Source organism: Lysinibacillus sp. RS10 (assembly GCF_041956855.1).
GTDB classification, from domain to species: Bacteria; Bacillota; Bacilli; order Bacillales_A; family Planococcaceae; genus Lysinibacillus; species Lysinibacillus xylanilyticus_A.
In genome coordinates this window covers 5,013,397-5,037,113 of sequence record NZ_CP167122.1, presented here as the reverse complement: position 1 = coordinate 5,037,113, position 23,717 = coordinate 5,013,397, and the positions used below count along the sequence as shown (strand labels likewise).

Genomic DNA, 23,717 nt, shown 5'->3' with positions numbered 1-23,717 from the left:
ATATTCGAACTTATACCTTATTTATCCTTTAAGATTTCTACCACTTGATCAATTCCATAGATTGTTGCAATTGGGGCGTCTTGTGCAAATAATGAACGGTCAACAATGTAGACGTTCCCATTTTTCACTGCATTAATGTTATTCCATACTGAATTTTTTTCGAAACCTTTAAGCGCATCATCAGCAACTGTATACCCACTCTTATCTAAGAAAATAAATAAGTGATCTGGATTTAATACAGACATTCCTTCCATGCTCAATTCTTTTGCTATATCTTTCGGATACCCTTCAGGTACTTTTAGTCCTAACCCATTTTCTGGATTCGTCGGGGCAATATTCTGACCATAAAGCCAGAAGTTACCTTTTGGATTAACCGATGTAAAAACAACCGTTTCACCTTTGCTGACAAAATTCGCGAGTTCTTTACGACCTTCTGCAATTTTGTTATTTACTTCTTCCAGGATTTTTTCACCTTCAGCTTCTTTTCCAAATAAACTAGAGATTTCTGTTACCCCTAATTCTCGATCAAAAGACATCGAACGTTGATCTAGGTAAACAACTGGAGCAATCGCAGATAATTGATCGTACAGCTGGTCATGTACTCCCGCGGATGCCATGATTAAATCCGGCTCTAGCTCAATAATTTTTTCAATATTAGGATTACGTGTTTCTCCTACATCTTCAAAATCATGTTTTTCTACGTAGGGTTGGTAAGCTTCCCATTTATTAAATTGCTTATCTGCATCGGCAATACCTACAGGTACAATATCAAGAGATAAAAGTACATCTGGATATAATAAGTGCATGACAGAAACTACTCGTTTCGGCTCTTCTTGTAATACGACCTCTTTACCTAAAGCATCTACATATGTTTTTGGCCAAATCGATTCTGCTCCCTCTTTAGAATCATTTTTTTCCGATGTCTTAGTTTCTTCAACAGATTCAGTTTCCTTCTCTTTAGACGTATTTGAACAACCTACTAAAAATACAGATAAAGTGAGTGCGAATACAAAATACGCACATATTTTCTTCATATTACTTCCCCCTAAAATCCCTCTTTATTGATAATGATAATTATTATCATTATGGATTTTAGCAAATAGATTTCTTAGAGTACATAGAATTACTTAAAGAAGAATTGCATTATTTTATACATGTATTGTAAATAATACATATTCATCTTTTTCTTTATTTGCCTCATTTCTATGTAAAAGGGGGATCTGCTGCCTCACATTTGAACACATTTCTAGAACTCATTTCATTAAAGAAGGATTGTAGTCCTACATAAAAAGGCAAATGGCTAAAACACAAAAAACTCTTAAGAATTTTTAACTAATTTCTATATTTTTTTTCCTACCTGTTTATTACTACTGTAAAATAAAAAGAATGAGCTATTCGATATGAATAAAGTAAACATTTAGCAAAAATTTATATAGGACAACAATAAAAGATTGGGGGTTCATTTAGATGTCTATCGAACAAACGAGGTATTCTCGACTGGCCAATATAACGAAAATGATCAACATGAAGCAAGATTTACGCGAAGTATTGGAGCAAGTAACACTAGCAATATCTGAAGAAATCGTCACATGTGATTCTGTGGGCATTTATTTGCCGAAAAGTGATGGAACATTCAGAGGATATGTAGGAAAACCAGAAGTTATTAATGGTTGGACGTTGAATATGCATGTAATTGACACTGAAATAGATTTACTGGCAAAAGAAGTAATCGAAACAAAAAAAACCATCTATATCCCTGATACCTCAAAGGATAATCGACCTGATCCCAGAGCTGTTGAGGGGTTTCATATTAAATCTTTATTAGTTCTTCCCATCTCCTTTGAACAAGAGTTATTTGGGCTTGTTTTTTTATTTGATTATGGAATTCCAATGAACTTAACAGACGAAGAAATTCAAACGGTTGAGTCATATGTAAATATGGCTGCTGTTGCGATTCAAAACGCAAACAACTTAGCTTATAAAGAACGTCTCATTAACGAAAAGCAGTTGCTGCTTGATGTTACACGTGATTTATCAATGTGCTCCTCACTACAGAAGTGCCTTGATAAATGCTTTTTCTACTTAGAAAAGGTTTTAAATAATAATAATATAGGTGTTCATCTATTAGACCCTTTAGCAGAAAAAAGAATTAAACCGATTAAGTTGAGTAGAGATAGTGATTGGACAGAAGAAAATTGGCTAAAAACACATAACAAAATAAAAATTGACCAAAGCAATGATGCTGTCATTCAGGAGGTTTTTGAAACCAAAAAAGCAATTCTTATTCCTAATGTATTTGAGGATGAAAGACCTAATCATGAAGTTTGTCGCAATTTTGGTATAAACGGTTTAGTTATGTTCCCTGTGATTTCAATGGGTGAAATTTTAGGACAAATATCTATTGTTAATCTTGAAGAAAAAGCATTTTTCTATTCAGAAACTCAATTACAGCTAGCCCAATCAATTGTTGACACTACAGCATCTGCATTATCAAACCTTTTATATATGGAAAAGCAAGAAATCATTATCGAGGAGAGAACCTCGGAGATACTAATCAAAAATAAAGAGCTAGAAAGAGTTGTAGCAGAGTTACAGCAACTTAGCCGTGAAAAAGAGTTAATTCTCAATTCTGCAGGTGAAGGCATTTTCGGATTAAATCTTGATCGAAACATTACATTCTGCAATCCAGCAGGTGCACTCATGTTAGGTTATGAAACAGAGAAGGAATTAATCGGAAAATCAGTCGATTTAATTATGGGTCGAAGTGAAACAGAGGATAAAATTATGGTTTCATCCTTTTTAAATATAAATTTCAACAACTACAAGAAATTTTTTCGAAAAGACAACTCCATCTTTCCCGTCGAATATGTCACCTCCTTAATCAAAGAAGGAGACAAGATTGTAGGAGAAGTTGTCACATTTAAAGATATAACTCAAAGAAAGCAACTAGAAGAAAAGATTAAATACCACGCTTATTTTGATAGTTTAACGGATTTACCTAATAGAATTCTTTTAAAAGAAAGACTAACTCAAGGACTGAAGTATGCAAAAGAAAATGGAGAAAAATTAGCCGTTCTATATTTGGATTTAGACCGTTTCAAGTTAGTCAATGATTCCCTAGGACATAGCTATGGAGATCTATTGCTCCAAGATGTTGCCAAACGTTTATGTGCTTGCGTTCCAGAAGATGCAACCGTATCACGACAGGGAGGGGATGAATTTACAATCTATTTACCTAATATTAAATGTGAAAATGACATTTTGAAGGTTATTAATTGTATAAATGCTTTTTTCTCTAAACCTTTCAACCTAGTAGACAATGAAATATATATTAAAACAAGTATTGGTATAAGCCTGTTTCCTGATAATGGTGATAATACAGAAACGCTAATCAAAAATGCAGACACAGCTATGTACAAATCGAAAGAAACACCAGGTACTAGCTACCATTTCTTCAGCGAAGGGATGGATACAAGAAATTTTGAAAATATCAAACTTGAAAATGAATTATATAAGGCTTTGGAGCAAGATGAACTAATTATCTTCTATCAGCCACAAATAAACTATAAAACAAACAGCATTAAGGGAGTAGAAGCTTTACTAAGATGGAATCATCGAGAACATGGAATGATTGCACCAGATAAGTTTATTCCAATTGCTGAAGAAACAGGTTTAATCGTCCCTATAGGTGAGTGGGTTCTCAAAGAAGCTTGCAAACAATTGAAAAAGTGGCATAATCAAGGATGTCCATTAATTAGCATGTCTGTAAATTTATCCGTCCATCAGTTCGAGCAGAATAATTTATTTTCTATCGTAAAAAATGTCCTAAAAGAAACAGATTTGTCACCTGAGTATTTACAACTAGAGCTTACAGAAAATTTAATTGTTAAAAATACAGAGTTAACATTTAACACGATGACGCAATTGAATGGAATTGGCGTAAATTTAGCTATTGATGATTTCGGTACCGGATATTCATCTTTAGGTTATTTAAAGAATTTGCCGATTTCCACATTAAAAATTGATAAATCCTTTGTACAAGAAATGTTAACCGATGATGCAGCAGCCATTACAAATACGATTATTACTCTTGCTCAAAATTTAAACCTTGAGGTTATTGCTGAAGGGGTAGAAACAAAAGAACAGGCAGATTTTTTATTGGCACAAAATTGTCATTTAATGCAGGGATATTTTTTCAGTAAGCCCATGAAACCTGAAGATATTATGAAAAAATATTTCTATTAGCGTTCTATGTTCTATTTTAGAAAGTAAAGGAGAATTATTATGAAAGCAGCTCGTACGGTCTTAGAATATTTAAAAAATAACGGTGTTCAACATATTTTTGGTATTCCAGCAGGTTCTGTCAATGCATTTTTTGATGAACTCAATGAAATGAGTGGATTAACACCGATTGTAACAAAACATGAAGGAGCAGCATCATACATGGCTGCAGCTTACGCAAAATACACAAACCAGATGAGTGTATGTATTGGTTGTAGTGGACCTGGTGGGACAAACCTAGTAACAGGTGCTGCAAATGCCATGCGTGAGCATTTACCGGTTTTATTTTTAACAGGTGCTGTTCCAGTTAACACGGTCGGTTTAAATGCTTCTCAAGAGTTGGATGCTGAACCGATCTTTCAACCCGTTACCAAATATAGTATAACGGTTAAAGAATCAAAGGACTTACTGAAAGAAGTAGTAAAAGCCTCCGAAATCGCTATATCTGGAGTGCCTGGTCCAGTGCATATTGCTATACCTATAGATGTTCAACACGAAATAGTTCCAAACATAGAAATACCAGCTCCACCTAAGAGAACAGCAATAGTTCCTAACCTAGATACCATTAAAAATGTAGCTGAAGAGCTATTAACAAGAAAAAATGGTTACATATTGGTAGGACAAGGGGTAAGGAATTCAGTTGAGCAATTGCTAGAGTTAGCAGAAATACTAAATTGGCCGATTCTAACAACACCGCAAGCAAAAGGATACATTCCAGAGAATCATCCTCTCCTAGTTGGCATTTTCGGTTTTGCTGGCCACGAAGCTGCCTCAGAATTGATAGCTGAAGGCGATGGACAAGTATTATTAATCGTGGGTTCAAGTTTAGGAGAAACAGCAACAAATAACTACAACTTAAATCTTACGAAAAATCGTTTTTCTATACAAATGGACTATGATCAATCAGTGTTCAATCGAAAATATGAGATTGATCTACCTGTATTAGGTGATATAAATGTAAGTTTATTATTACTTATAGAAGAATTAAGAACTAAAGGGGCAACCCAAAAAAGCACTGCACTTGAGGTAAAAGAAAATAAAGAACTTGTTGGAGATAAAGGGGAATATAATACGAAAAATGTTCTATCGAATATTCAAAAATATTTACCATCCTCCACTAGGTACACTATTGATATTGGCGAATTTATGTCCTATGTCATTCATCATATGAAGGTTTTAGATTATGATACCTTTGATATTAATGTACATTTCGGCGCAATGGGAAGTGGGATTGGGTCTGCCATTGGCTCAAAGTTAGCTGAACCTGAACGACCTGTTGTATGTATCACAGGTGATGGTTGCTTTTTCATGCATGGCATGGAAATATTAACAGCAAAAGAACATAATTTACCGATTTTATTTATTGTTATGAATAATGCTCGTTTAGGAATGGTATACCATGGACATAATCTACAGTTCCACCGTACTCACCCATCTTTTGAGCAAAATCCAGTTAGTATTAGTGCTATGGCTTCAGCTATGGGTATACCGAGTTTCCAAGTAACGGAACTACAAGATATTAACCAAGATATGATTAATAACTTATCAAATTTAAATGGTCCAGCAGTCTTGGAAGTAGTTTTAACAGATAATAATACGCCTCCTATGGGAGACCGAGTTAAATTTTTATCTTCTTTTGGAAAGTAGGAACTTTTGAAGTTTCATACATCCGCCTGAGGCTTTAGGCCAACAGATGTTTTTTGCGCGAAAGCGTAATGCTAACGCAGCGGCAGCAACATGGTTTCGTCTGTGCGAAAGCGTAGCGTCAGCAACATGGTTTCGTCTGTGCGAAAGCGAAGCGGCAGCGGCAGATGTTTTATGTGCGAAAGCGCAGTGCCAACGTAGCGTCAGCAACAACAGCACGACGTTGGTCACTCAGTCGTTTTCACAGGATGTGAAGATCTTAAGCCTGAGTTCCTCTATTTCAGTGGGTGTTTGGACACCCGTTGAAATAGGAGCTTAAATCCGCATTCATCTCTCCAACTATAGAGGTGTAAGACTTCTGTACCTGCCGCTACGCTTTCGGTACAAAAAACATCTGTAACTGCCGTTTCACTTACGTTACATAAAACACTTGCTGAAAGAAGTTAAATAAAAAAGTCATATAAATCGGGAATTATACTCCCCTTATATGACTTTTTTTATCTTATAGAGATTTTCTATGACACCGTAAACAACCTGTTATGTCTATATAATTACATCTCTATCTCCAACTAATAGCTTACCTATCTACTAGCTTCTTTATACATTTGAGAATGAATTTTTAATGACTCCAAGTATAGCTCCCATTGTTTTTACTTTGAACTCATTTGGAACAGCTTCACCTGTGGGGTTTAAGAAATAGTAACTATTGATATTCTCATCGAAGTAATACCCTATACTCGTTAGTGAATGTTGTAAGTCAATTGGTAATTCTACTAGCCCAGTTTGTTCAGTGAAATAATTTGTAGGAAAGATCTTCACATCAATATCTCTTGCTCCAGTATGTACTACAAATAAGTCTTTTTCATGTTGAACGATCCACTGACCTTTTGAATATAAAGAAATTCCGGATCCTTCTAATGAAGATATTCCGTCTAAATTAACACCAAAAATTTTATTTATTATTTTGCGAATTTCTGCGCCTGTTATTTCCCCGTCGTATTGATTTAGATAGTAATCTATTACTTCTTTAGATACAAGTTCATTTCCTGTTGATGAAGAAACCCCATCTGCCTCTTCCTTCGCTTTAGGTAAAATAGGTACCTTATCTAAATTAATCTTGAAAATTAAATCTACAACATGACAAATCTCAGAACTACTAATTTTTTTTCCATAAGAATTTAAATGCTTATCCATCGTTTCTGTCTTTTTCATCATTTAACCCTCCCATAAAAAATATAACTCTACAGACTATCACCGCGAATGTTATTTCAAATCTATATAACCTCACAGTCACATTTATTATACCAAAGTTTAACAATATTTGATGTTTCATCTAAAAATAAGGGCTTTTTATACCGATAAAAACCTCACTTCAGTGGCAAGGTTTGAAGTGACCACTAAAAGTGAGGTTTTATTAAATATTTTCGTATTACGACACTTTGAGCAATACGAGCTTCCCCAAAATTATTTTCCTTCTTAATTCCTTTGTTTAAACATCTGTACTCAACATACACAAATTTGATTCTCTGCTATATGAAATTTAAAGCTTTGATTTCAAATTTTGGCCTTCAGCAAGTAAGCAATTAAATAAAAATTCGATTAAACCTAGATGATTATTATTAATAAAACGATGGAATTCTCATGTTCCTAAAACCTCATTCTCGGTTGTTATCGATTGCCAACATCTTATTTTTATGCTCGTAAGCTTTCTGCATATTTTAATGCAAGCTGCGTTCGGGAAGTTACTTTAAATTTTCGATACAAATTTTGCAGATGCTTCTTTACTGTATTTTCACTGACATATAAATAACTGGCGATTTCTACATTTTTAAATCCCTTACATAAATACATTAACAGCTCTTTTTCACGTTGTGTAATTTGCAATGACTCGCCTGGCTGCACATATTGATGTAATAAATAAACATTTTCAATCATCCGCTTTACATAAGATAGCTTTTGACTATCCTGCTCTGTAAATGGTCTTTCCCCTTCTTTTCGCAAAAAGCCAATAGCTGCTGTTGGCTTTTGCTGATTGTACAGATACATTACCATTTCATCTATAAAATCATTGAATTGTAAAAAGCGCTCAACATAATACTGCTTTTTCTCCTTCGATATTACTTCATTTCGTAGCATTAATTGAATATCGGGTTGGTTTTGCATATTCACTGGGTGTAAAGGATCATAATATTTATATTCGTGCAGATAGTTTTCTACCGTAAATGTCTCTACATTGAAACAAACAGGCTGTTCATTTAACTCTCCATCTGCCACTTCCCAAAATACCGTATGCTCATATTGAAAACATTCACTCAATACTTGCAACATATTCAATTTAAAGTCCTCACTTGTTTGTTGTATATTCATATTCGAAATCTTAAACGTTGCTTCTAATAAATACTCCACCTCTTTTTGCTCATACAATATCAATTCCTCCTTTTCTCTATTAAGTTCATATATTCTCGCTCAAGATAAATTATCCTTTTGGGTAATATCAATTTTTTTCATTTCAATTTAAGATGAATTTGTAAGTCAAAACTATCATGAGGTGATCAAATGAATTTACAGGAATATGCATCATATGACGGTATTGGATTAGCGGAGTTAGTAAAAACAAAGCAAGTGACACCACACGAACTTACAAAATTAGCGCTACAAGGTATCGAAAAGGTTAATCCTTCGATTAATGCCGTTGCCAGCGTGTTAGAGGAACAGGCTGACAAAGCGATTTCAACTTTAAATGATAATCAACCATTTGCAGGTGTCCCATTTTTAATTAAAGAAGTTGTACTCCATGCGGAAGGTGTGCCACATAGTATGGGCAGTCGTGTTGCAGAAAATGCTGTAATGTCCGTCGATAGTGAATTAATGAAACGTTTTAAAAACGCTGGTTTTGTATTAAGCGGTACAACCACAACACCAGAGTTCGGCTATAATGCCGCAACGGAGGCTGTCATTTATGGTCCAACACGTAACCCTTGGAATCTAGACCATAGCCCTGGTGGTTCAAGTGGCGGTGCAGCCGCTGCTGTCGCAAGTGGTATCGTCCCAATCGCGCATGGTAATGATGGAGGTGGATCCATTCGTATTCCTGCATCATGCAGTGGTATCGTTGGCTTAAAGCCTTCACGTGGTCGCGTGCCAATGGGGCCTTATAATAGTGAGGCATTAAATGGGCTAGCAATTGAATTTGCGCAGACAAAAACCATTCGTGATACCGCTACATTACTGGACCAAGTAGCTGGGCCAGACTTAGGATGCTATTCGATTATTCAAAGCCCAGAAATGCCTTACAGTAAAGCGATTCAGCAAAAGGTACGTCCACTGAAGATCGCCTGGACAACAGAAACAAATTCGGGTGCATTCGTTGATCCGGAATGTATCGAGGCCGTACATAAGGCCGTAAAATTATTAGAAGAGTTAGGGCATGAAGTAGTCGAAGCTCGACCAGTTTACGACGAAGCACCATTTTCACGCGCAACGGTAAATATTTGGACAGCGAATATTTATAAAATGATTGTGGGGGCAGCAGAATTAACAGGTAAAACACCTTCACGCGATAATATTGAGGCAGCCATTTGGCAATGCTATGAATATGGCAAAAACTTAAAAGCTAGCGCACTTTTAGAAGCTATTAATACGAATGCACTTGTATCACGTCAAGTAGCAACATTCTTTGAAGATTATGATGTGCTTTTAAGCCCAACAATCGGCACATTACCCGCGAAAATTGGTGAGCTAAATGCGGATAATCCAAATATCTCGGCAATTGAATGGACAGAGCAAATTTTCACATACGCGCCGTTTACCAATTTGTTTAACGCAACAGGTCAACCGTCGTTATCATTGCCGCTTGCGATGAGTGCATCTGGCTTACCAATCGGGCTGCAATTTACAGGACGCTTCGCAGATGAGTTAACTCTTCTACAGCTTGGGAAACAATTAGAAGAATCTGCGCCATGGAAAGATCGTAAACCACCCGTACATGTGGGTGCAGAAGTTGCGGAAATTGCTACAACATAAAAAAAGTAGGTGCAAGATTTTTTCTTGTACCTACTTTTTGCTAGTTTACGGACATGTACGACATTTACTTATGGTACGGTTCTCCGTAACTATTGTAAGTGCGGTTTTTTCATCTACGTTTATAAAATAAAAAAGCCGGTGATAGGCATGCTAAGTGAGCAACTTCAAAAGCAACTCATTGAGACTTTAAACAATAGCTTACTCCTAATTTTATTATGGTTCTTTTGCAAAAGGGACAACAAAAAATGCATGCCTATAGTATGTAACATTAAATTAATAGCGTGCAGGGATCATTGATACAATTAAAGAACGAGAAAGTGCATTTAGCGAAAAATGATGTTATCTTAAAATTAACTTCGTATAACTATTTGTTTTTTTGCCCTTTTTTGTTCGTACATTTTTTGATCTGCTTCAACAAATAACTGTTCCATTTTGTTGATAGATTGCTCACTAACAGCATAACCAATTGAAATATTGATTCGCATCTCATGATTTATACTATATATGTCAATCGCTGACTGTAGCCCCTCATAATTTGTACATATTTGAGCATCGGTAATTCCCGCTTGAATAATCACAAACTCATCACCGCCAATTCGTGCTACAACTGCTTCTTGCGGAAAATAATTCACTAAAATTTCCGCTGTTGCACAAATCAATTCATCTCCTTGCTTATGACCAAAATTATCATTAATATATTTTAATTCATCTAAATCACATAACATAATGCTAATTGATGTATTAACTTCTTTGTTATACTTATTCATCTTCTCTTCAAAATAACCGCGATTGTAAAGGTTCGTTAAAGAGTCGTGCGTAATTTGATATTTCAAATCCTGCTCTAACTTTACCTTTTCATCAATATTACGCATCACGCCTTGTATCGCAACTAATTCTCCATTTTTATAGATTGGCGTCGTAAATTCTTCAAACCATCTATAAATCCCGTTCGTACCACGAAGGCGTTGAATAATTTTGAATAATTCCTTTACTATAATCTGCCCCGTCCATTACTTTTTGATTCATAATATCTAGATCATCTGGATGAACCAGTTTAAATGGCATATTTGGGTCACTTTTTAATATATCTAGCGTCCCCTCACCTAAAAAATAATCGACTGAAGGTGTAGTGTAGCAATGCTTATATTCTGGCTTTAATTCATAATAATAAATAATATCCTTAGACATCTCTACTAATTTCAAAATACTACCATTATCTTTAAAATTCGTTGTCTTTTTTGCCTTTATACATTTCATACAGGTAAAGAGAATAATGATTCCCGTTATAAAACCAAGCGCAAAATATGTCCAGTTTGTCATTGATGCTCCTCCGCTCAAGTATATTTAAAATATCGGTTCATTAGGCCTAATAAATTGTAAGCTATTTAATTACAGATACTACTTTGTACATGAAATTTCCCGTTATTTTAATATAACATATTCATCAAGTATTTTATGAATATTAGTTTATGACACAACCCATCCTCAAATAATTAATTGGAATGTACCTGTTGTAGATTCTTTGTATTGATGCTAGTTTTATTAAAAAACAGCAAAAAACCACCAAGTCGTTATTGCTTCAACGTTCTTGGCGGTTATTTTTTAAAACCGCACTTACTTATGATACGGTTCACCGTAACTAATCTAAATGAGGTTATTGTTCATTATTTTCATAATTAAATTTAACTAAAAAGATAGTGCCTTCCGATCCTGTTTGAATTTCTATTTTTGCATTATGACGGGCAGCAATGGCATAACATACGCCTAACCCCAATCCAGTTCCATTATCTTTGGTCGTGTAAAATGGAGTACCCAGTTTCTCTAATACTTCAGGCTTGATACCTTTTCCTTGATCCCGCACTGCAAGTACCACACAATTTTCACCTTCCTTGTAGGTGCTAATGGTTAGAACTTTCCCTGTGCTCATCGCTTCTAAGCCATTACGGTATAGGTTTATTAATAATTGCCGTATCTCATTACGATTTAAAAGTAATTCCGGAATGTCATTTGTATCGACTTGAATATATTTATTTTGATTATGCGCATCAATCTTTATTAAAGGAAAAATATCATGGATAATTGAATTTAAATCTAACATCTGCAAATCCGATTTCCTTGTATTACCCGTTGAGAGAAATTCAGTAATAATAGAATTGGCACGGTCAAGTTCTTCAATCATTAAATTAAAGTACATATTATGTTTCTCATAGGTGTTCTCTTCTTTTAATAACTGCAACAATCCTCGTACTGTTGTCATTGGATTTCTAATCTCATGGCTGATACCCGCTGCCATTTGCCCTATTAAATCTATGTTGGATAACCTTTTCAATTCCTTCGCATATTGCTTTTTTTCCGTTATGTTTTTAAAAATACAACAAATACCATTATCATACGGGTATGCAATAACTTCGTGCCAATATTCATCAGAGGTAGAAAGAAATTCGAAATGAACTGTAGTTCGCTCTGACATTGCACGATGAAACTCCTTATACATAACTGTGTCAACGCTACTCGGGAAAACCCCCCATATATTCTTGCCTAATACATCTTTTGCTGTTTTTCTTTGTGGAAAATATTGATGCTTATTTACGTACGTAAATTCCCATTTATTATTCAAAGTAAAGAATCCATCCGTAATACTTTCAATCACACTTGTAACTTTTTCATTAGCGGCAGCTAGTTCTCTCGTTCGCTCTTCCACCATGCTTTCAAGTTGATCCATATATAACAAGTTTGAAAACGTAGGAGCTGTGGCATCAACGATAGATTTAGCCAGTTGAATTTGGGAATTATCGTAATTGTGAGCTTTTTCCTCTTTGCCACCAACGATTACCCCTAATACTTCTCCCATTGAAACCAATGGAATCATCAGTAGACCCTTACTATCTATATTTTTTGTTTGAATAACCTCATGGATCTTGGCTTCATAGCTTTTCTCCATCCAATCCGCTTCTGTCCATTCACAGTCCTTGCTTAACTTCGTTGTTTTAATCGTTGTTTTGTCTAGCGGGTCTAAAAGGTGGACAGCCATGTTTTTACTCTCTAAAATCTGTCCTAAGTAAAAAAAACATTTATCAAAACTCTCCTGTATCGAGGAACACATTGATAAATCACGGGTAACATTTAGTAACAGCTGCTTCTCGGCAATAAGGGTTTCCTTTTGTGTTAAATTATTTGCGTTTTGAATTGCGACGGCAGCCATATTTACATAAGCTTCAACACTTTGAATTTCTGAATCTGTTAAGTTCTTTGGAGCTCCATAATCAAATAAAAAAACCAGACCAAATAACTCTTGCCCAAATGAGATAGGCAGTACTAATAAGGACTTAATTTTGAACGCATAAACTGGTCTCGTATCCAGCCGATGATCCTTTGAGGTATCAGGGATATAGATGGTTTTTTTGGTTTCAATAACTTCTTTTGCCAGTATGTCTATTTCAGGATCAATTACCTGAGTATCGAGTGCTACGCCATTTATAGTCTCTGGTTTTCCTGCAAACCCTCTAAATGTTCCATCTTCCTGGGGTAAAAAAATTCCAACAGCGTTGCATTGAACAATCTCCTCTGATATCGCCATTGTTACACGCTGCAATACTTCACGTAGTTCTAATTTTGTATTTATTATTTTTGTTATATTCGCGAGCCTAGAATATCTCGCCTGATCACTTAACATTCACATAGCCTCCAATTATAGGAATAATAAAATAAACATGATAATATCAGTGAAAATCAAGACCAACCTGCCATTTTCGATTTTCTTCTGTATTCTTTTCTTCCCCTTGTTTTACATAGAATACCGCATTTACTTATGATACGGTTCTCCTTTCATAATCCTAAAACTCCTATAAATCTGCTCCACCAACACAAGCTTCATCAGCTGATGTGGTAAGGTCATCTTTCCAAAGGATTGCTGCTCATCTGCTCGCTTCAACACATCATCATGTAAGCCAAGGGAGCCGCCGATGACGAAGGCAATTTTGCTTTTGCCATAGGTCATGAGAGATTCGAGATCTGCTGCCATTTGTTCAGAGGTTTTCATTTTGCCATTAATGGCTAGGGCGATAACGTATGTATCTGGGCCGATTTTAGATAGAATACGTTCACCCTCTTTTTTCTTAACGATTTCCATTTCGGCATCGCTTAGTTGCTCGGGTGCTTTTTCATCTGGTACCTCGATTAGATCCATTTTTGCGTAGCCACCGAGACGTTTTACGTATTCGTCTATGCCCATTTTTAAGTACTTTTCTTTTAGTTTTCCGACTGATACAATCGTTATATTCACACGTTATCCACCTTTACAATTCATTTACAAACAAATTATCCACAAAAGTTATCAACATATCCACATTACATTCCTATATATTGTGTAAAGTTATTTACTTGATACAATATATTCTGCTGGTTGTTCACAGTAGCTACATTTTGTGGATAACTTTTTATCCTCTTCGACTTTATCCATAATTGGGAACTCTTTTTGTTCTGCCACAAACATGTCTAAAGCGTGATCTATATGGTTTTCACAGCTGTATTTTTCCATTATTACACCTCTTCTTATTTTTCAAAATTTCCACAAACTTATTCACAATTGAGTCTATGTTATCCACAGTCTATTGTAACAAAGGACAAGCCAGTATGGAAGAATAGGCTTTCTATCGCTATTCGCTGGTGTAATGTTATTATTCACAATTTTCTAGTTATCCACAATATTTTCTAAATCATTCATTCAACTGCTTTCGAATATTTTTTTCAACATCAAAAAATCAGTGGGAATTCTATAATCCCCACTGATTGTTCATTTATAATGTATTGCTATTTGTTAATGTTAGTGATAGCTCCACCAATTTACCTTGGCGATATACTTTCATCGTCAATTTATCACCAACTTTTTTGTTGTTATACAAATGTTTGCGTAAATCGATTGCTGTTTCGATTTTTTTACCATCCATTTCAACAATAACATCGTACTGTTGCGCGCCTGCTTTTGACGCTGGTGAATCATTCACAACATCTGTAATAACAACACCTGTTGTGATGTCTTTTGGCAATTTTAAAGTTTCTTGTTGGTAGAATGACGGAACATCCGTTAAGTCTACGAATGAAATACCCATTGTTGGACGGTTCATTTCACCATTTTTCTCTAATTCCTCGATAATTGGAATTGCTGAGTTAATTGGAATTGAGAAGCCTAGACCCTCAACAGAGGATTCAGCAATTTTCATGGAGTTTATGCCGACTAAATCACCAGCAAGGTTAACAAGTGCTCCACCACTATTACCAGGGTTGATTGCTGCGTCTGTTTGTAATACTTCTTGTTGCCAATCCACTGTACCATCACCATTTATGTCAACCGGTACAGAACGGTCCTTACCAGAAACCACTCCTGTTGTAACAGAGCCATAGAACTCTAAGCCAAGTGGGTTACCAATTGCGATGACTGTTTCACCTTGTTTTAGTACATCTGAGTTACCGAATTTCGCAACTGTTTTAACATCTTTAGAACTGATAGAAATAACAGCTAAATCTGTCCAAGGATCGCGTCCAACTAATTGTGCCTCTTCTTTTGATCCATCTGGCATCGTTACCTCTAACTGTTTTGCACCTTCAATAACATGGTTATTTGTCACGATAAAGGCTGTGTTACCTTGTATTTTATAAATAACACCTGAACCGCTTCCAGCAGGCTGGCTAGTTGTAGTTGGTGGGTTCCAGAATCCACCACTTGTCACTTCTTGAATATTAGTAATCCCTACAACAGCAGCTGAAGTCTTATCTACCGCTTTCGTTACATCGGTTGTTACTTCCGTTGCAACTTGATTGATGTTTGTTTCATTTTTACCTGTGCTGCTTGTACCTGGCATTTGATTGACAAGTCCAGGTAACATGAGCCAAACAAGTAAAGCGCCTATGATGACACCGATAAAACCGGTAAATAAATAACCACCCTTACCTCCGCCACCGCTTTTCTTTTTATGACGCTTTTCTTGCATCTCTCGCTCCTCTCGTTCGAGTCGCTCCTGAAGAGGTGATTTCTCTATTTTATCGTCTTTTAGAAAATCACTGTTTTTATCATCATCTTGAAAATTGCTCATTCTCCTCATCCTTTCAATTATTAGTATTTGTTAGTTGTTACCCTTATATTACGGTTCAAACATTAAAATCAGATGAAAAATAAATAAAATGGATATAAAAATAGCTGTTCAAAGCATTTGCTATAAAATGCTATTGAACAGCCTCATTAAAGATTCATTTTTTATTGTTTAAACCGTGACTAATTTCGTCGGTTCCTCTGCTTCTGTATCAAATAAATTTAAATACTCTCCGACAATAATGCCGCAGGATTGCAATGTTTGTGTAACACTCATGCGCGCAAGCTCTTTCATGTTATTATCCTTACTTAAATGTGATAAATAAATATTCGTTGGTTTTTCAAATACTACCTCACTCATTGCAATGGCTGCATCTTCATTTGAAACGTGCCCTACATCACTTAAAATACGACGTTTTATAGACCACGGATAACGTCCCATTTGCAGCATATTGACATCATGGTTACTCTCAAATACAAAGGAATCAGCACCTCGAATGATGCCTTTCATTCGGTCGCTGACATAGCCTGTATCCGTTATAATAACAAGCTTACGCCCATTTTCATGAAAGCTATAGAACATTGGATCTGCTGCATCATGTGATACGGCAAAGGATTCAATAGCTAATGAGCCGAAATGCTTGACTGTATCCATTTCAAATTCAAAACGTTGCTCTAACGGAATATCACCAACAAGCCCGTCCATCGCCTGCCACGTTTTGGCGTTTGCATAAATGGGTACATTATATTTTCGTGCCAATACACCTATTCCTTTAATATGATCACTGTGCTCATGTGTAACGAAAATGCCACTTAGCTGTTTCATATTGCGGTCGATTTTTGTAAATAGTTGCTCCATCTTTTTACCACTGAGACCGGCATCGACAATAAATGCATGATCCTCATTCTCTACATAAATCGAATTGCCTGTACTGCCACTTGCTAAAACACTAAACCGCATCATTCAACTCCCCAGTCTTCTTCTTCGCCCTCTTGCTTGTTTCCTTGGATTTCAATAACATTACCTTCACTAGCGTTGACAAAATATTCTTCTGTTTCTCCATCTAATTTCACTTGTACTTCCCATGTCGGTACTAACACTTGCTTTTGCGTTAAATAACCCATTGTCGAGTAACCTAACTTCATTTGCGTAATATGCGAATCTGGCTTTAGTAGCGATTTATTATAAAGTGTCTGGATAATTTGAAGTGGTGGTATAACAGTTTCCTGTTTCTCCATTTCTTCAATATTATCAAGCATTGTTTGTTCATACATTGTAACTTCGTTGTCTACATTCCATTGTACTTTTAATAAAGCACTCTCATTGTAATAGAACATTCGATTACTTTTTTTCTGAAAGAATATTGCCGTTCTTTGCTCACGATCTACCTTCCATAATGCATAGGAATCCCCATCTTTTACGTTTGCACGGACAAACTCTGTAATACTTGTCTCATCATCATTTCGTAATTTCACAGGGTTTATAAAATCAACATGCGCAAGTGTATTATCCTCACCTATGATATTTGCTTGCTGATTGCTCTTGGTAAATTCAGAAAGTGTAAATTTATGCACTTTGCCCGTAATATAAACAACAAATTCATTACTATTAGGAAGTGATCCATACGTAATATTATCCTCTTTTAAACGGGCTTCTATTGTTTTTTCACCAGGTATCTCCACGCTCTGCGCTTCATTATAGCGATTTAAATAAAAATAATACAAAAAGATATTTAAGATTAAAAAAACGAATATAAAAATAGATTTTGTTCTATTCCAATCCATTTTTGACACCTCCTAATGTTTCAGGCGTCAGATTCGTCCATACACCGTTACTTATCGCAAACCAGCACGGTTCTAATGTCATATTTTGTTTACTTTTATCTTGCGTTAAATAGTAACCCACAACAATATCATCTATATCTGATAATACAGTGTTATTAAGCTTTTGAATCTTTTCAACGATTTCCGATCCTGATGGCAGTTCTTTAATCTCCTTTTCGGATGGAATGTCTGTACTTAAAGAATAATACGGACGTTTGTAGCGGAAAATACGATTATCTCCCCAAATAGTTGTAATTCGATTTATAGCTTGCTCACTATAAACTGGTAATCCATGTAAATATAGCTGATAATCTAATTGGTTATTATTTGTACTTGTTGATACATAGCGATAATCAGCTGTAAAACCTCCATGTTCATTGATAAATTCAAAACTATCCGTCAAGAGCTTAGAAGGTTCTATTTTCAAACTACTTTCTGCAGTTGGATAAACAAAGATCAATGATTTCAAATTCTTATCAACCGTCATCAGAGACGTACCATCTTGATATTTTACAGAGTTTGGACTTTCATCAGTGCGCTGGACAACATTTGGTTCTGTAAATAACACATCTTTAAAAACATCAGGTGATTTCTCGTTGATAAAATACGTATATTTTGTTGATTCAACTTTATCGTTATCAATATAAAGTGAAGTAAAACCATCACGCTCTACTTCTTTAAAAGTGTCGTATGTTTTCGCTGGCTCAATAACATTTCGTACAAATTGATTAGCATTTTGTAGACTGACATGCGCACGCATCAATGTTTCATTATTGCTACTTATGAAAAATACTTGTAATTCTTTGTTATTATAATTACTCCAATCTATAACCATACGATTAAAGGTTGTTTCAGGTAGCTCCTTATCGGCAAACTGAAAAATTGAACTAAAGGCAGAGTAAGGAATTTCGCCAGCAAAAAAGATAGTCATACAATTATTAGAACGAATCATCTCGTTTACAGAGCTGGCCGTAAGGTTATTGTTATCGCGTACTAAATCAATATTCCAGCCCACAAATGATTTCATAATATCTTCCATTGCAGCATTAGATACAGTTCCGGTAAATTCCTTATCAAAACGGTAAATAGCCTTATAAGGACGAATTACATCTTCCATTTTTTTTTGTGGTCCAATTTGGATTTCTTTTTCCTCAGTTTTTTCAATCACTTTATAATCTGGCGTGTATGTCCAATTCAAAAAGGTTAAAACCACACTTAGCATAACGAGTAGGAATAATACAACTGATTTAACTGGTTCTAGATATTTCATTCCCACTCACCTGCCTCATCAAAATCATCTAAATCAAGTGGTAATGTGAAGAAAACCGTTGTTCCTTGCCCTTCTTCACTTTCAGCCCATATTTTACCGCCATGAGCTTCAATCATTTCCCTGGCAATAGCTAGCCCTAGACCTGTGCCGCCCATAGAACGGGCACGAGCACGATCCACACGATAAAAACGATCAAAAATACGCCCCACATTTTCCTTAGGAATTCCCATACCATCATCAGAAATCATGACCTTTAACATATTCCCTTGTACGGTAAAGCCAAAGCGAATATTGCCTCCATCTGGTGAATATTTAATAGCATTAGAAATGATATTATCGATAACCTGTGTCACCTTATCCGTATCAATTTCTACATAATAAGATGCCTCTGGGAATAATCGTTCAAACATCACTTTGTCTGACTTAGACATTTCAAAGCGATCGATAATTCGGTTAAAGAAGGAATGGAATAGAACAATGTCTTTATTCAACTCATAATCTGTACTGTCCATTCGTGATAACTGCAACAAGTCATTCACTAAGCGGATCATACGCTCTGTCTCTGTTTGTGTGACATTCAAAAATGTTGGAGCAATGTTTTCATCTTTCCATGCACCATCTGCTAACGCCTCTAAATAACTACGCATCGTCGTTAATGGTGTCCGTAATTCATGGGACACATTTGATACAAATTCTCGGCGGTCCATCTCTATCTTTTCCTGCTCTGTAATATCGTGCAGTACAGTAATTAAACCATTAATAAAACCAGTTTCTTTTTGAATAACAGAGAAATTCGCACGTAAAATATACGGCGCGTCTGCTGTACTGAAATCTAAATTCACCGCATCATTCATATGAATTAAATCTTCAAAACTATACTCTTGGTCAATGCCTAAAACAGATGCAATCGGACGACCTACTGTTATATCTCTTGTAATATGCAGCAGCTCGAGTGCGGGATCATTAATAAGAATGATGCGCCCTTTTCGATCAGTCGCAATAACACCATCCGTCATATTACTAAGAACGGAATCGAGCTTTCGCCGTTCTGCCTCTGTAGTAGATTGCGCCTCCTGCAAGCGATTCGTCAAATGATTAAAGGTTATAGCAAGTTGACCTATCTCATCTGTACCATAAACTCGTACTTTTCGTGAATAGTTTCCTTTTGCCATCGCCTGAGCCTGCTTACGCATATCTGCAATTGGCTGTGTAATTGTTCGTGCCACTAAAATCCCTAAAAAGATAGTAACCACCAAGGACACGGCCGTACCACCGAGGAAAATACGGTTAATGTCATTCACCTGTTCGAAAACAGATTCAATATTAGCTTCAATATAGAGTACCCCAACGATTTCATCATCAGGACCTGCACCATCTCGAATTGGCGAAGCTAACACCCATACTCGGTTTCCTGTATTACTATCAAGTTTGATGTTTTCAAATAATGTTTCTGCAGAGATTGCACGTCGTACGAGATCATTATTCGAGCGCTGTCCAATCAAATTTTGATTGTCTATCTCAGATGTGGCGCGAATACGTTGTCTAGTATCGATAACGCGGATTTCTAAAATGTCTTCATTAGAAACATCCTTCAACCCCTCGGAAAACTCCATTACAATTGTTTTCAAGCTTTCTTCAAGAGATGGCATAGTTTCATCGCGTTCTTTTAAGATTTCTTCGCGAATGCTATATTCCATCAAATCGACACGTTGAAAAATGGATTCTCGGAAATTGGTTTTTAAATTGTCCTCTAATTCGCGCGCAAAATAAATACCTATTATTTGCAAAGCTAGCAGTATTAACAAAATATAAATTAGTACTAGCTTGACATGAATGGATTTAAAGAAGCTTACTTTCTGCATTCCTATTTACTCCTGTTCAGGATTTCGTAAATAATATCCTACACCACGGCGTGTTACAATCCAAGCTGGGTGGCTTGGATTATCCTCTATTTTTTCACGTAAACGACGAATTGTTACATCAACTGTTCGTACATCGCCAAAATAGTCATAGCCCCACACAGTTTGTAGTAAATGCTCACGCGTCATTACTTGTCCAATATGCTTACCTAAGTAATGTAATAACTCAAACTCCCTATGGGTTAATTCAATTGACTCATCACGTTTCAATACTAAGTAGGCATCAGGCTGAATAACAAGCGACCCTACCACAATTTCATTGGACGCTTCTTCAACCTCTTCGGCAGCAGGGGCTACCACTTGTAAGCGACGCATATTTGCCTTTACACGTGCAATAAGCTCACGTGTACTAAATGGCTTTGTCACATAATCGTCTGCGCCCATTTCTAATCCTAATACTTTATCAATCTCAGAGCCTTTTGCTGTTAGCATAATGATAGGAAAATCATATTTTTTACGTATTTCTCTACAAACTTCCATCCCATCACGCTTTGGTAACATTATATCTAAAAGCATTAAATCTGGTTGTTCTTCTTCAACCTTCTCTAGTGCTTCATCTCCATCATAAGCACAAATAACTTTGTAGCCTTCTTTAATTAAATTAAACTGTAAAATATCTGCGATTGGTTTTTCATCGTCAACAACTAAAATTGTTTTGTCCATCTTTTTTCTCCCTTTCGCTATTTATCTATTCTTAAACGAAGTGTAATGATCTATTCTTAAACAAAATGTCTTGATCCGCTGGATGCTTTAGTCCAACAGAGAAAGTGCAGTGCTAACATAGCAACAGCAAAATGGTTTTGTCTGTGCGAAAGCGCAGCAACAGCGACAACACAATGTTGGTCACTCAGGCGTTTCCACAGGCTGTGAAGTTCTTAACCTGAGTTCCTCTATTTCAACGGATGTTAGGACACCCACTGAAAAATAACTTTAACCCGCATTCATCTCACTACCTATAGAGATGGGAGACTTCTGTACCTGACGCTACGCTTTCGGTACAAAAATTATCTGCTGAAAGAAGTTAAAGTCACTACTCTTAACTCTACCATGCTTTTAACTTCTATGCATTATTCTAAATCTAAAGACATTAGACGATATTGTATTGAACTACATTTCGACAAATATTTCTCGGGAAATAACTTGAAATTATAAAAGAACTATACAAAAAGACAGCCCCTTTTTGGCTGCCTTCTATCCGAATGGATTAACGACCTACATATGATAATGGATTTACTAACGAACCATTCTTTTCAACTTCAAAGTGTAGATGTGTACCTGTTGAATTTCCAGTAGAACCCATAATACCTATAACAGAACCTTTTTCTACTACCTGCCCGGCTTTAACATTAATTGAAGATAAGTGTCCGTAAAGTGTCGTATAACCATTATTATGATTAATCACGATACGATTACCATAGGTACCTGATACGCCAGCTGCGGCAACAACGCCATTATCAGAAGCTAAAATATTGTAGTTACTTGGACGGGCAATATCAATACCACGATGGAAATCTCCCCAACGTTCACCCATCTGACTTGAAATAGAGCCACCTACAGCAGGCCAAGAAAATTCACCCGTGCCACGAGATGAAATTACTTTCGTACCAACAATTTCAATTTGGTCAACAGGTTGCTGTACGATTTTTTCTTCTGACGCAACTTTGGATGTACGATTCCCATTTTCAGACGTTAACAAATAAGTAGTTTCTTGCTTTCCATTAACACCTTGTTGTTTAATTACTTTCTCACCTTTATACATCGTCGGATCTTCTTCGATTATTTTTTTAAATGGAATTTGATCAGTAACTTTCTTTTCCTGTTTTACTTCAAGTGTTACAAATGGTTTAGCGACTGTTACGTTTAATGCTTGTCCGATTTGTAAAACTGTATCAACCGTGATACCAGGATTTAACGCTACTAGCTCAGCTGTTGTTAAATCATGTTTTTTAGCAACCGAGCCTAGAACATCACCTGATTGAATTTGATATGTTTCTTGCTCAAGAGCGCCTGTCATTAAATATTTCACAGCTTCCTCAGGTGTTACAATAGCATTCGGGGCTACTTTTTGTGCTGCACCTGAAATTCCCTGTTTAAAAGAAATATCTAAAAGGCGTGATTCACCAGTTTGTAACAGTGGTATATTCGTAGATTGCTGGTTAGTATCTAAACTATTTAACTCTTGCTGTGAAACATATTGTAGCTTTAGCATACGAATAGTATCTTCATAGGCTTTTGCATCTTTTAAATAAACAACAGGCTTATTATCTACAAATAATGTAAAATCTGGAGACTGAGCTACTAAAGATTGCTCAAGCTTAGCCAAAGTTTCCGCATCTTTTGTTTCATTACTAAACACTTGCTCTGGGATTATTTTAACAGATGAGTTAGCATCGATCGTTAACTCTTTGTATTGTTGTTTTGCCTCTTTTTCCTTGGATGCAATGATTTCTTGGATCGCTTTCTCATTAGAGACCGCACCAATATATTGATTTCCCACGTAAACGTGATAAATTTTATGTAAATCTTCTTGATGATTTTCTTTTGCAAAACCTACATTAAACGTTAAACTTGTCATTAAAACTGTAATAATGGATACCTTTTTTATTGAAGAAAAATTGTAAGTGAATCTATTGTTTTTTTCTTTTCTAAACCAAGATGAACTCATCAATAA

Annotated in this window: 19 protein-coding genes; 4 read left to right on the top strand and 15 right to left on the bottom strand. The window is 35.8% G+C overall.

Features of this window, described 5'->3' with window-relative positions:
- Nucleotides 1-17: 17 nt before the first annotated feature.
- Nucleotides 18-1,034 carry an ABC transporter substrate-binding protein gene (locus ACB089_RS25050; protein WP_374964425.1) on the bottom strand — a complete coding sequence of 339 codons (1,017 nt, stop codon included), beginning with the start codon at nucleotides 1,032-1,034 and terminating at the stop codon, nucleotides 18-20.
- A gap of 433 nt (nucleotides 1,035-1,467) precedes the next feature.
- On the opposite strand from ACB089_RS25050, the gene ACB089_RS25045 reads away from it, so the two are divergent.
- The 3 genes from ACB089_RS25045 to ACB089_RS25035 are packed head-to-tail and all read left to right on the top strand — an operon-like array spanning nucleotide 1,468 to nucleotide 6,244.
- Nucleotides 1,468-4,245: an EAL domain-containing protein gene (locus ACB089_RS25045; protein ID WP_374964423.1), complete on the top strand. Its 2,778-nt coding sequence runs from the start codon at nucleotides 1,468-1,470 to the stop codon at nucleotides 4,243-4,245.
- Between the two features lie 39 nt (nucleotides 4,246-4,284).
- Nucleotides 4,285-5,928: a thiamine pyrophosphate-binding protein gene (locus ACB089_RS25040; RefSeq protein ID WP_374964421.1), complete on the top strand. Its 1,644-nt coding sequence runs from the start codon at nucleotides 4,285-4,287 to the stop codon at nucleotides 5,926-5,928.
- 46 nt (nucleotides 5,929-5,974) lie between these two features.
- The gene (locus ACB089_RS25035) at nucleotides 5,975-6,244 is read left to right on the top strand and encodes a hypothetical protein (protein ID WP_374964419.1); all 270 of its coding nucleotides are present in this window, start codon (nucleotides 5,975-5,977) and stop codon (nucleotides 6,242-6,244) included.
- Between the two features lie 278 nt (nucleotides 6,245-6,522).
- Here ACB089_RS25035 and ACB089_RS25030 read toward each other — a convergent pair whose 3' ends face one another.
- Nucleotides 6,523-7,137 carry a hypothetical protein gene (locus ACB089_RS25030; RefSeq protein ID WP_374964417.1) on the bottom strand — a complete coding sequence of 205 codons (615 nt, stop codon included), beginning with the start codon at nucleotides 7,135-7,137 and terminating at the stop codon, nucleotides 6,523-6,525.
- A 480-nt stretch (nucleotides 7,138-7,617) separates the two neighbouring features.
- Nucleotides 7,618-8,349, bottom strand: a complete 732-nt coding sequence (locus ACB089_RS25025) for a response regulator transcription factor (RefSeq protein ID WP_374964415.1) — start codon at nucleotides 8,347-8,349, stop codon at nucleotides 7,618-7,620.
- A 132-nt stretch (nucleotides 8,350-8,481) separates the two neighbouring features.
- Here ACB089_RS25025 and ACB089_RS25020 point away from each other — a divergent pair, with 132 nt between their 5' ends.
- The gene (locus ACB089_RS25020) at nucleotides 8,482-9,948 is read left to right on the top strand and encodes an amidase (RefSeq protein ID WP_374964414.1); all 1,467 of its coding nucleotides are present in this window, start codon (nucleotides 8,482-8,484) and stop codon (nucleotides 9,946-9,948) included.
- 350 nt (nucleotides 9,949-10,298) lie between these two features.
- Here the strand turns inward: ACB089_RS25020 and ACB089_RS25015 are convergent, their stop codons facing one another.
- From ACB089_RS25015 to ACB089_RS24960, 12 genes are all read right to left on the bottom strand, one after another.
- Nucleotides 10,299-10,820 carry a GGDEF domain-containing protein gene (locus tag ACB089_RS25015; RefSeq protein WP_374964413.1) on the bottom strand — a complete coding sequence of 174 codons (522 nt, stop codon included), beginning with the start codon at nucleotides 10,818-10,820 and terminating at the stop codon, nucleotides 10,299-10,301.
- A gap of 64 nt (nucleotides 10,821-10,884) precedes the next feature.
- Complete coding sequence (locus ACB089_RS25010; RefSeq protein WP_374964411.1) at nucleotides 10,885-11,268, bottom strand: hypothetical protein; 384 nt, start codon at nucleotides 11,266-11,268, stop codon at nucleotides 10,885-10,887.
- A 334-nt stretch (nucleotides 11,269-11,602) separates the two neighbouring features.
- Nucleotides 11,603-13,621, bottom strand: coding sequence for an ATP-binding protein (locus tag ACB089_RS25005; RefSeq protein WP_374964410.1), 2,019 nt, complete (start codon nucleotides 13,619-13,621; stop codon nucleotides 11,603-11,605).
- A gap of 129 nt (nucleotides 13,622-13,750) precedes the next feature.
- Nucleotides 13,751-14,230: a 23S rRNA (pseudouridine(1915)-N(3))-methyltransferase RlmH gene (gene rlmH, locus ACB089_RS25000; protein ID WP_368637225.1), complete on the bottom strand. Its 480-nt coding sequence runs from the start codon at nucleotides 14,228-14,230 to the stop codon at nucleotides 13,751-13,753.
- A 90-nt stretch (nucleotides 14,231-14,320) separates the two neighbouring features.
- Nucleotides 14,321-14,485 carry a CxxH/CxxC protein gene (locus tag ACB089_RS24995; protein WP_368637224.1) on the bottom strand — a complete coding sequence of 55 codons (165 nt, stop codon included), beginning with the start codon at nucleotides 14,483-14,485 and terminating at the stop codon, nucleotides 14,321-14,323.
- A gap of 259 nt (nucleotides 14,486-14,744) precedes the next feature.
- On the bottom strand, nucleotides 14,745-16,037 hold the full coding sequence (locus ACB089_RS24990) for a S1C family serine protease (protein ID WP_374964409.1): 1,293 nt from the start codon (nucleotides 16,035-16,037) through the stop codon (nucleotides 14,745-14,747).
- Between the two features lie 168 nt (nucleotides 16,038-16,205).
- Nucleotides 16,206-16,994 (bottom strand): MBL fold metallo-hydrolase, encoded by a 789-nt coding sequence (locus tag ACB089_RS24985; RefSeq protein ID WP_068985790.1) that lies wholly within the window; start codon nucleotides 16,992-16,994, stop codon nucleotides 16,206-16,208.
- Nucleotides 16,994-17,818: a two-component system regulatory protein YycI gene (locus ACB089_RS24980; RefSeq protein WP_374964408.1), complete on the bottom strand. Its 825-nt coding sequence runs from the start codon at nucleotides 17,816-17,818 to the stop codon at nucleotides 16,994-16,996. Before ACB089_RS24980 ends, ACB089_RS24985 begins: the two co-directional genes overlap by 1 nt.
- A complete protein-coding gene (locus ACB089_RS24975) occupies nucleotides 17,805-19,127 on the bottom strand; it encodes a YycH family regulatory protein (RefSeq protein WP_374964406.1) in 1,323 nt (440 codons plus the stop codon). Before ACB089_RS24975 ends, ACB089_RS24980 begins: the two co-directional genes overlap by 14 nt.
- Nucleotides 19,124-20,989: a cell wall metabolism sensor histidine kinase WalK gene (gene walK, locus ACB089_RS24970; protein WP_368637219.1), complete on the bottom strand. Its 1,866-nt coding sequence runs from the start codon at nucleotides 20,987-20,989 to the stop codon at nucleotides 19,124-19,126. The genes ACB089_RS24975 and walK overlap by 4 nt, the downstream gene beginning before the upstream one ends.
- Nucleotides 20,990-20,995: 6 nt before the next feature.
- A complete protein-coding gene (gene yycF, locus ACB089_RS24965) occupies nucleotides 20,996-21,709 on the bottom strand; it encodes a response regulator YycF (protein WP_368637217.1) in 714 nt (237 codons plus the stop codon).
- Between the two features lie 541 nt (nucleotides 21,710-22,250).
- Entirely contained in the window at nucleotides 22,251-23,711 is a 1,461-nt protein-coding gene (locus ACB089_RS24960; protein WP_374964404.1) for a peptidoglycan DD-metalloendopeptidase family protein, read from the bottom strand.
- Nucleotides 23,712-23,717: the final 6 nt, after the last annotated feature.

What these genes read in the sequence shown, in the direction of transcription:
- ACB089_RS25015 (WP_374964413.1), bottom strand. Translation starts at nt 10,820, where the DNA reads ATGCGTAATATTGATGAAAAGGTAAAGTTAGAGCAGGATTTGAAATAT.
- ACB089_RS24990 (WP_374964409.1), bottom strand. Translation starts at nt 16,037, where the DNA reads ATGAGCAATTTTCAAGATGATGATAAAAACAGTGATTTTCTAAAAGAC.
- walK (WP_368637219.1), bottom strand. Translation starts at nt 20,989, where the DNA reads ATGCAGAAAGTAAGCTTCTTTAAATCCATTCATGTCAAGCTAGTACTA.
- ACB089_RS24980 (WP_374964408.1), bottom strand. Translation starts at nt 17,818, where the DNA reads ATGGATTGGAATAGAACAAAATCTATTTTTATATTCGTTTTTTTAATC.
- ACB089_RS24960 (WP_374964404.1), bottom strand. Translation starts at nt 23,711, where the DNA reads ATGAGTTCATCTTGGTTTAGAAAAGAAAAAAACAATAGATTCACTTAC.
- ACB089_RS25010 (WP_374964411.1), bottom strand. Translation starts at nt 11,268, where the DNA reads ATGACAAACTGGACATATTTTGCGCTTGGTTTTATAACGGGAATCATT.
- ACB089_RS25050 (WP_374964425.1), bottom strand. Translation starts at nt 1,034, where the DNA reads ATGAAGAAAATATGTGCGTATTTTGTATTCGCACTCACTTTATCTGTA.
- ACB089_RS25035 (WP_374964419.1), top strand. Translation starts at nt 5,975, where the DNA reads ATGTTTTTTGCGCGAAAGCGTAATGCTAACGCAGCGGCAGCAACATGG.
- ACB089_RS25040 (WP_374964421.1), top strand. Translation starts at nt 4,285, where the DNA reads ATGAAAGCAGCTCGTACGGTCTTAGAATATTTAAAAAATAACGGTGTT.
- ACB089_RS25005 (WP_374964410.1), bottom strand. Translation starts at nt 13,621, where the DNA reads ATGTTAAGTGATCAGGCGAGATATTCTAGGCTCGCGAATATAACAAAA.
- ACB089_RS25045 (WP_374964423.1), top strand. Translation starts at nt 1,468, where the DNA reads ATGTCTATCGAACAAACGAGGTATTCTCGACTGGCCAATATAACGAAA.
- yycF (WP_368637217.1), bottom strand. Translation starts at nt 21,709, where the DNA reads ATGGACAAAACAATTTTAGTTGTTGACGATGAAAAACCAATCGCAGAT.
- ACB089_RS24995 (WP_368637224.1), bottom strand. Translation starts at nt 14,485, where the DNA reads ATGGAAAAATACAGCTGTGAAAACCATATAGATCACGCTTTAGACATG.
- ACB089_RS24985 (WP_068985790.1), bottom strand. Translation starts at nt 16,994, where the DNA reads ATGCGGTTTAGTGTTTTAGCAAGTGGCAGTACAGGCAATTCGATTTAT.
- ACB089_RS25020 (WP_374964414.1), top strand. Translation starts at nt 8,482, where the DNA reads ATGAATTTACAGGAATATGCATCATATGACGGTATTGGATTAGCGGAG.
- ACB089_RS24975 (WP_374964406.1), bottom strand. Translation starts at nt 19,127, where the DNA reads ATGAAATATCTAGAACCAGTTAAATCAGTTGTATTATTCCTACTCGTT.
- ACB089_RS25030 (WP_374964417.1), bottom strand. Translation starts at nt 7,137, where the DNA reads ATGAAAAAGACAGAAACGATGGATAAGCATTTAAATTCTTATGGAAAA.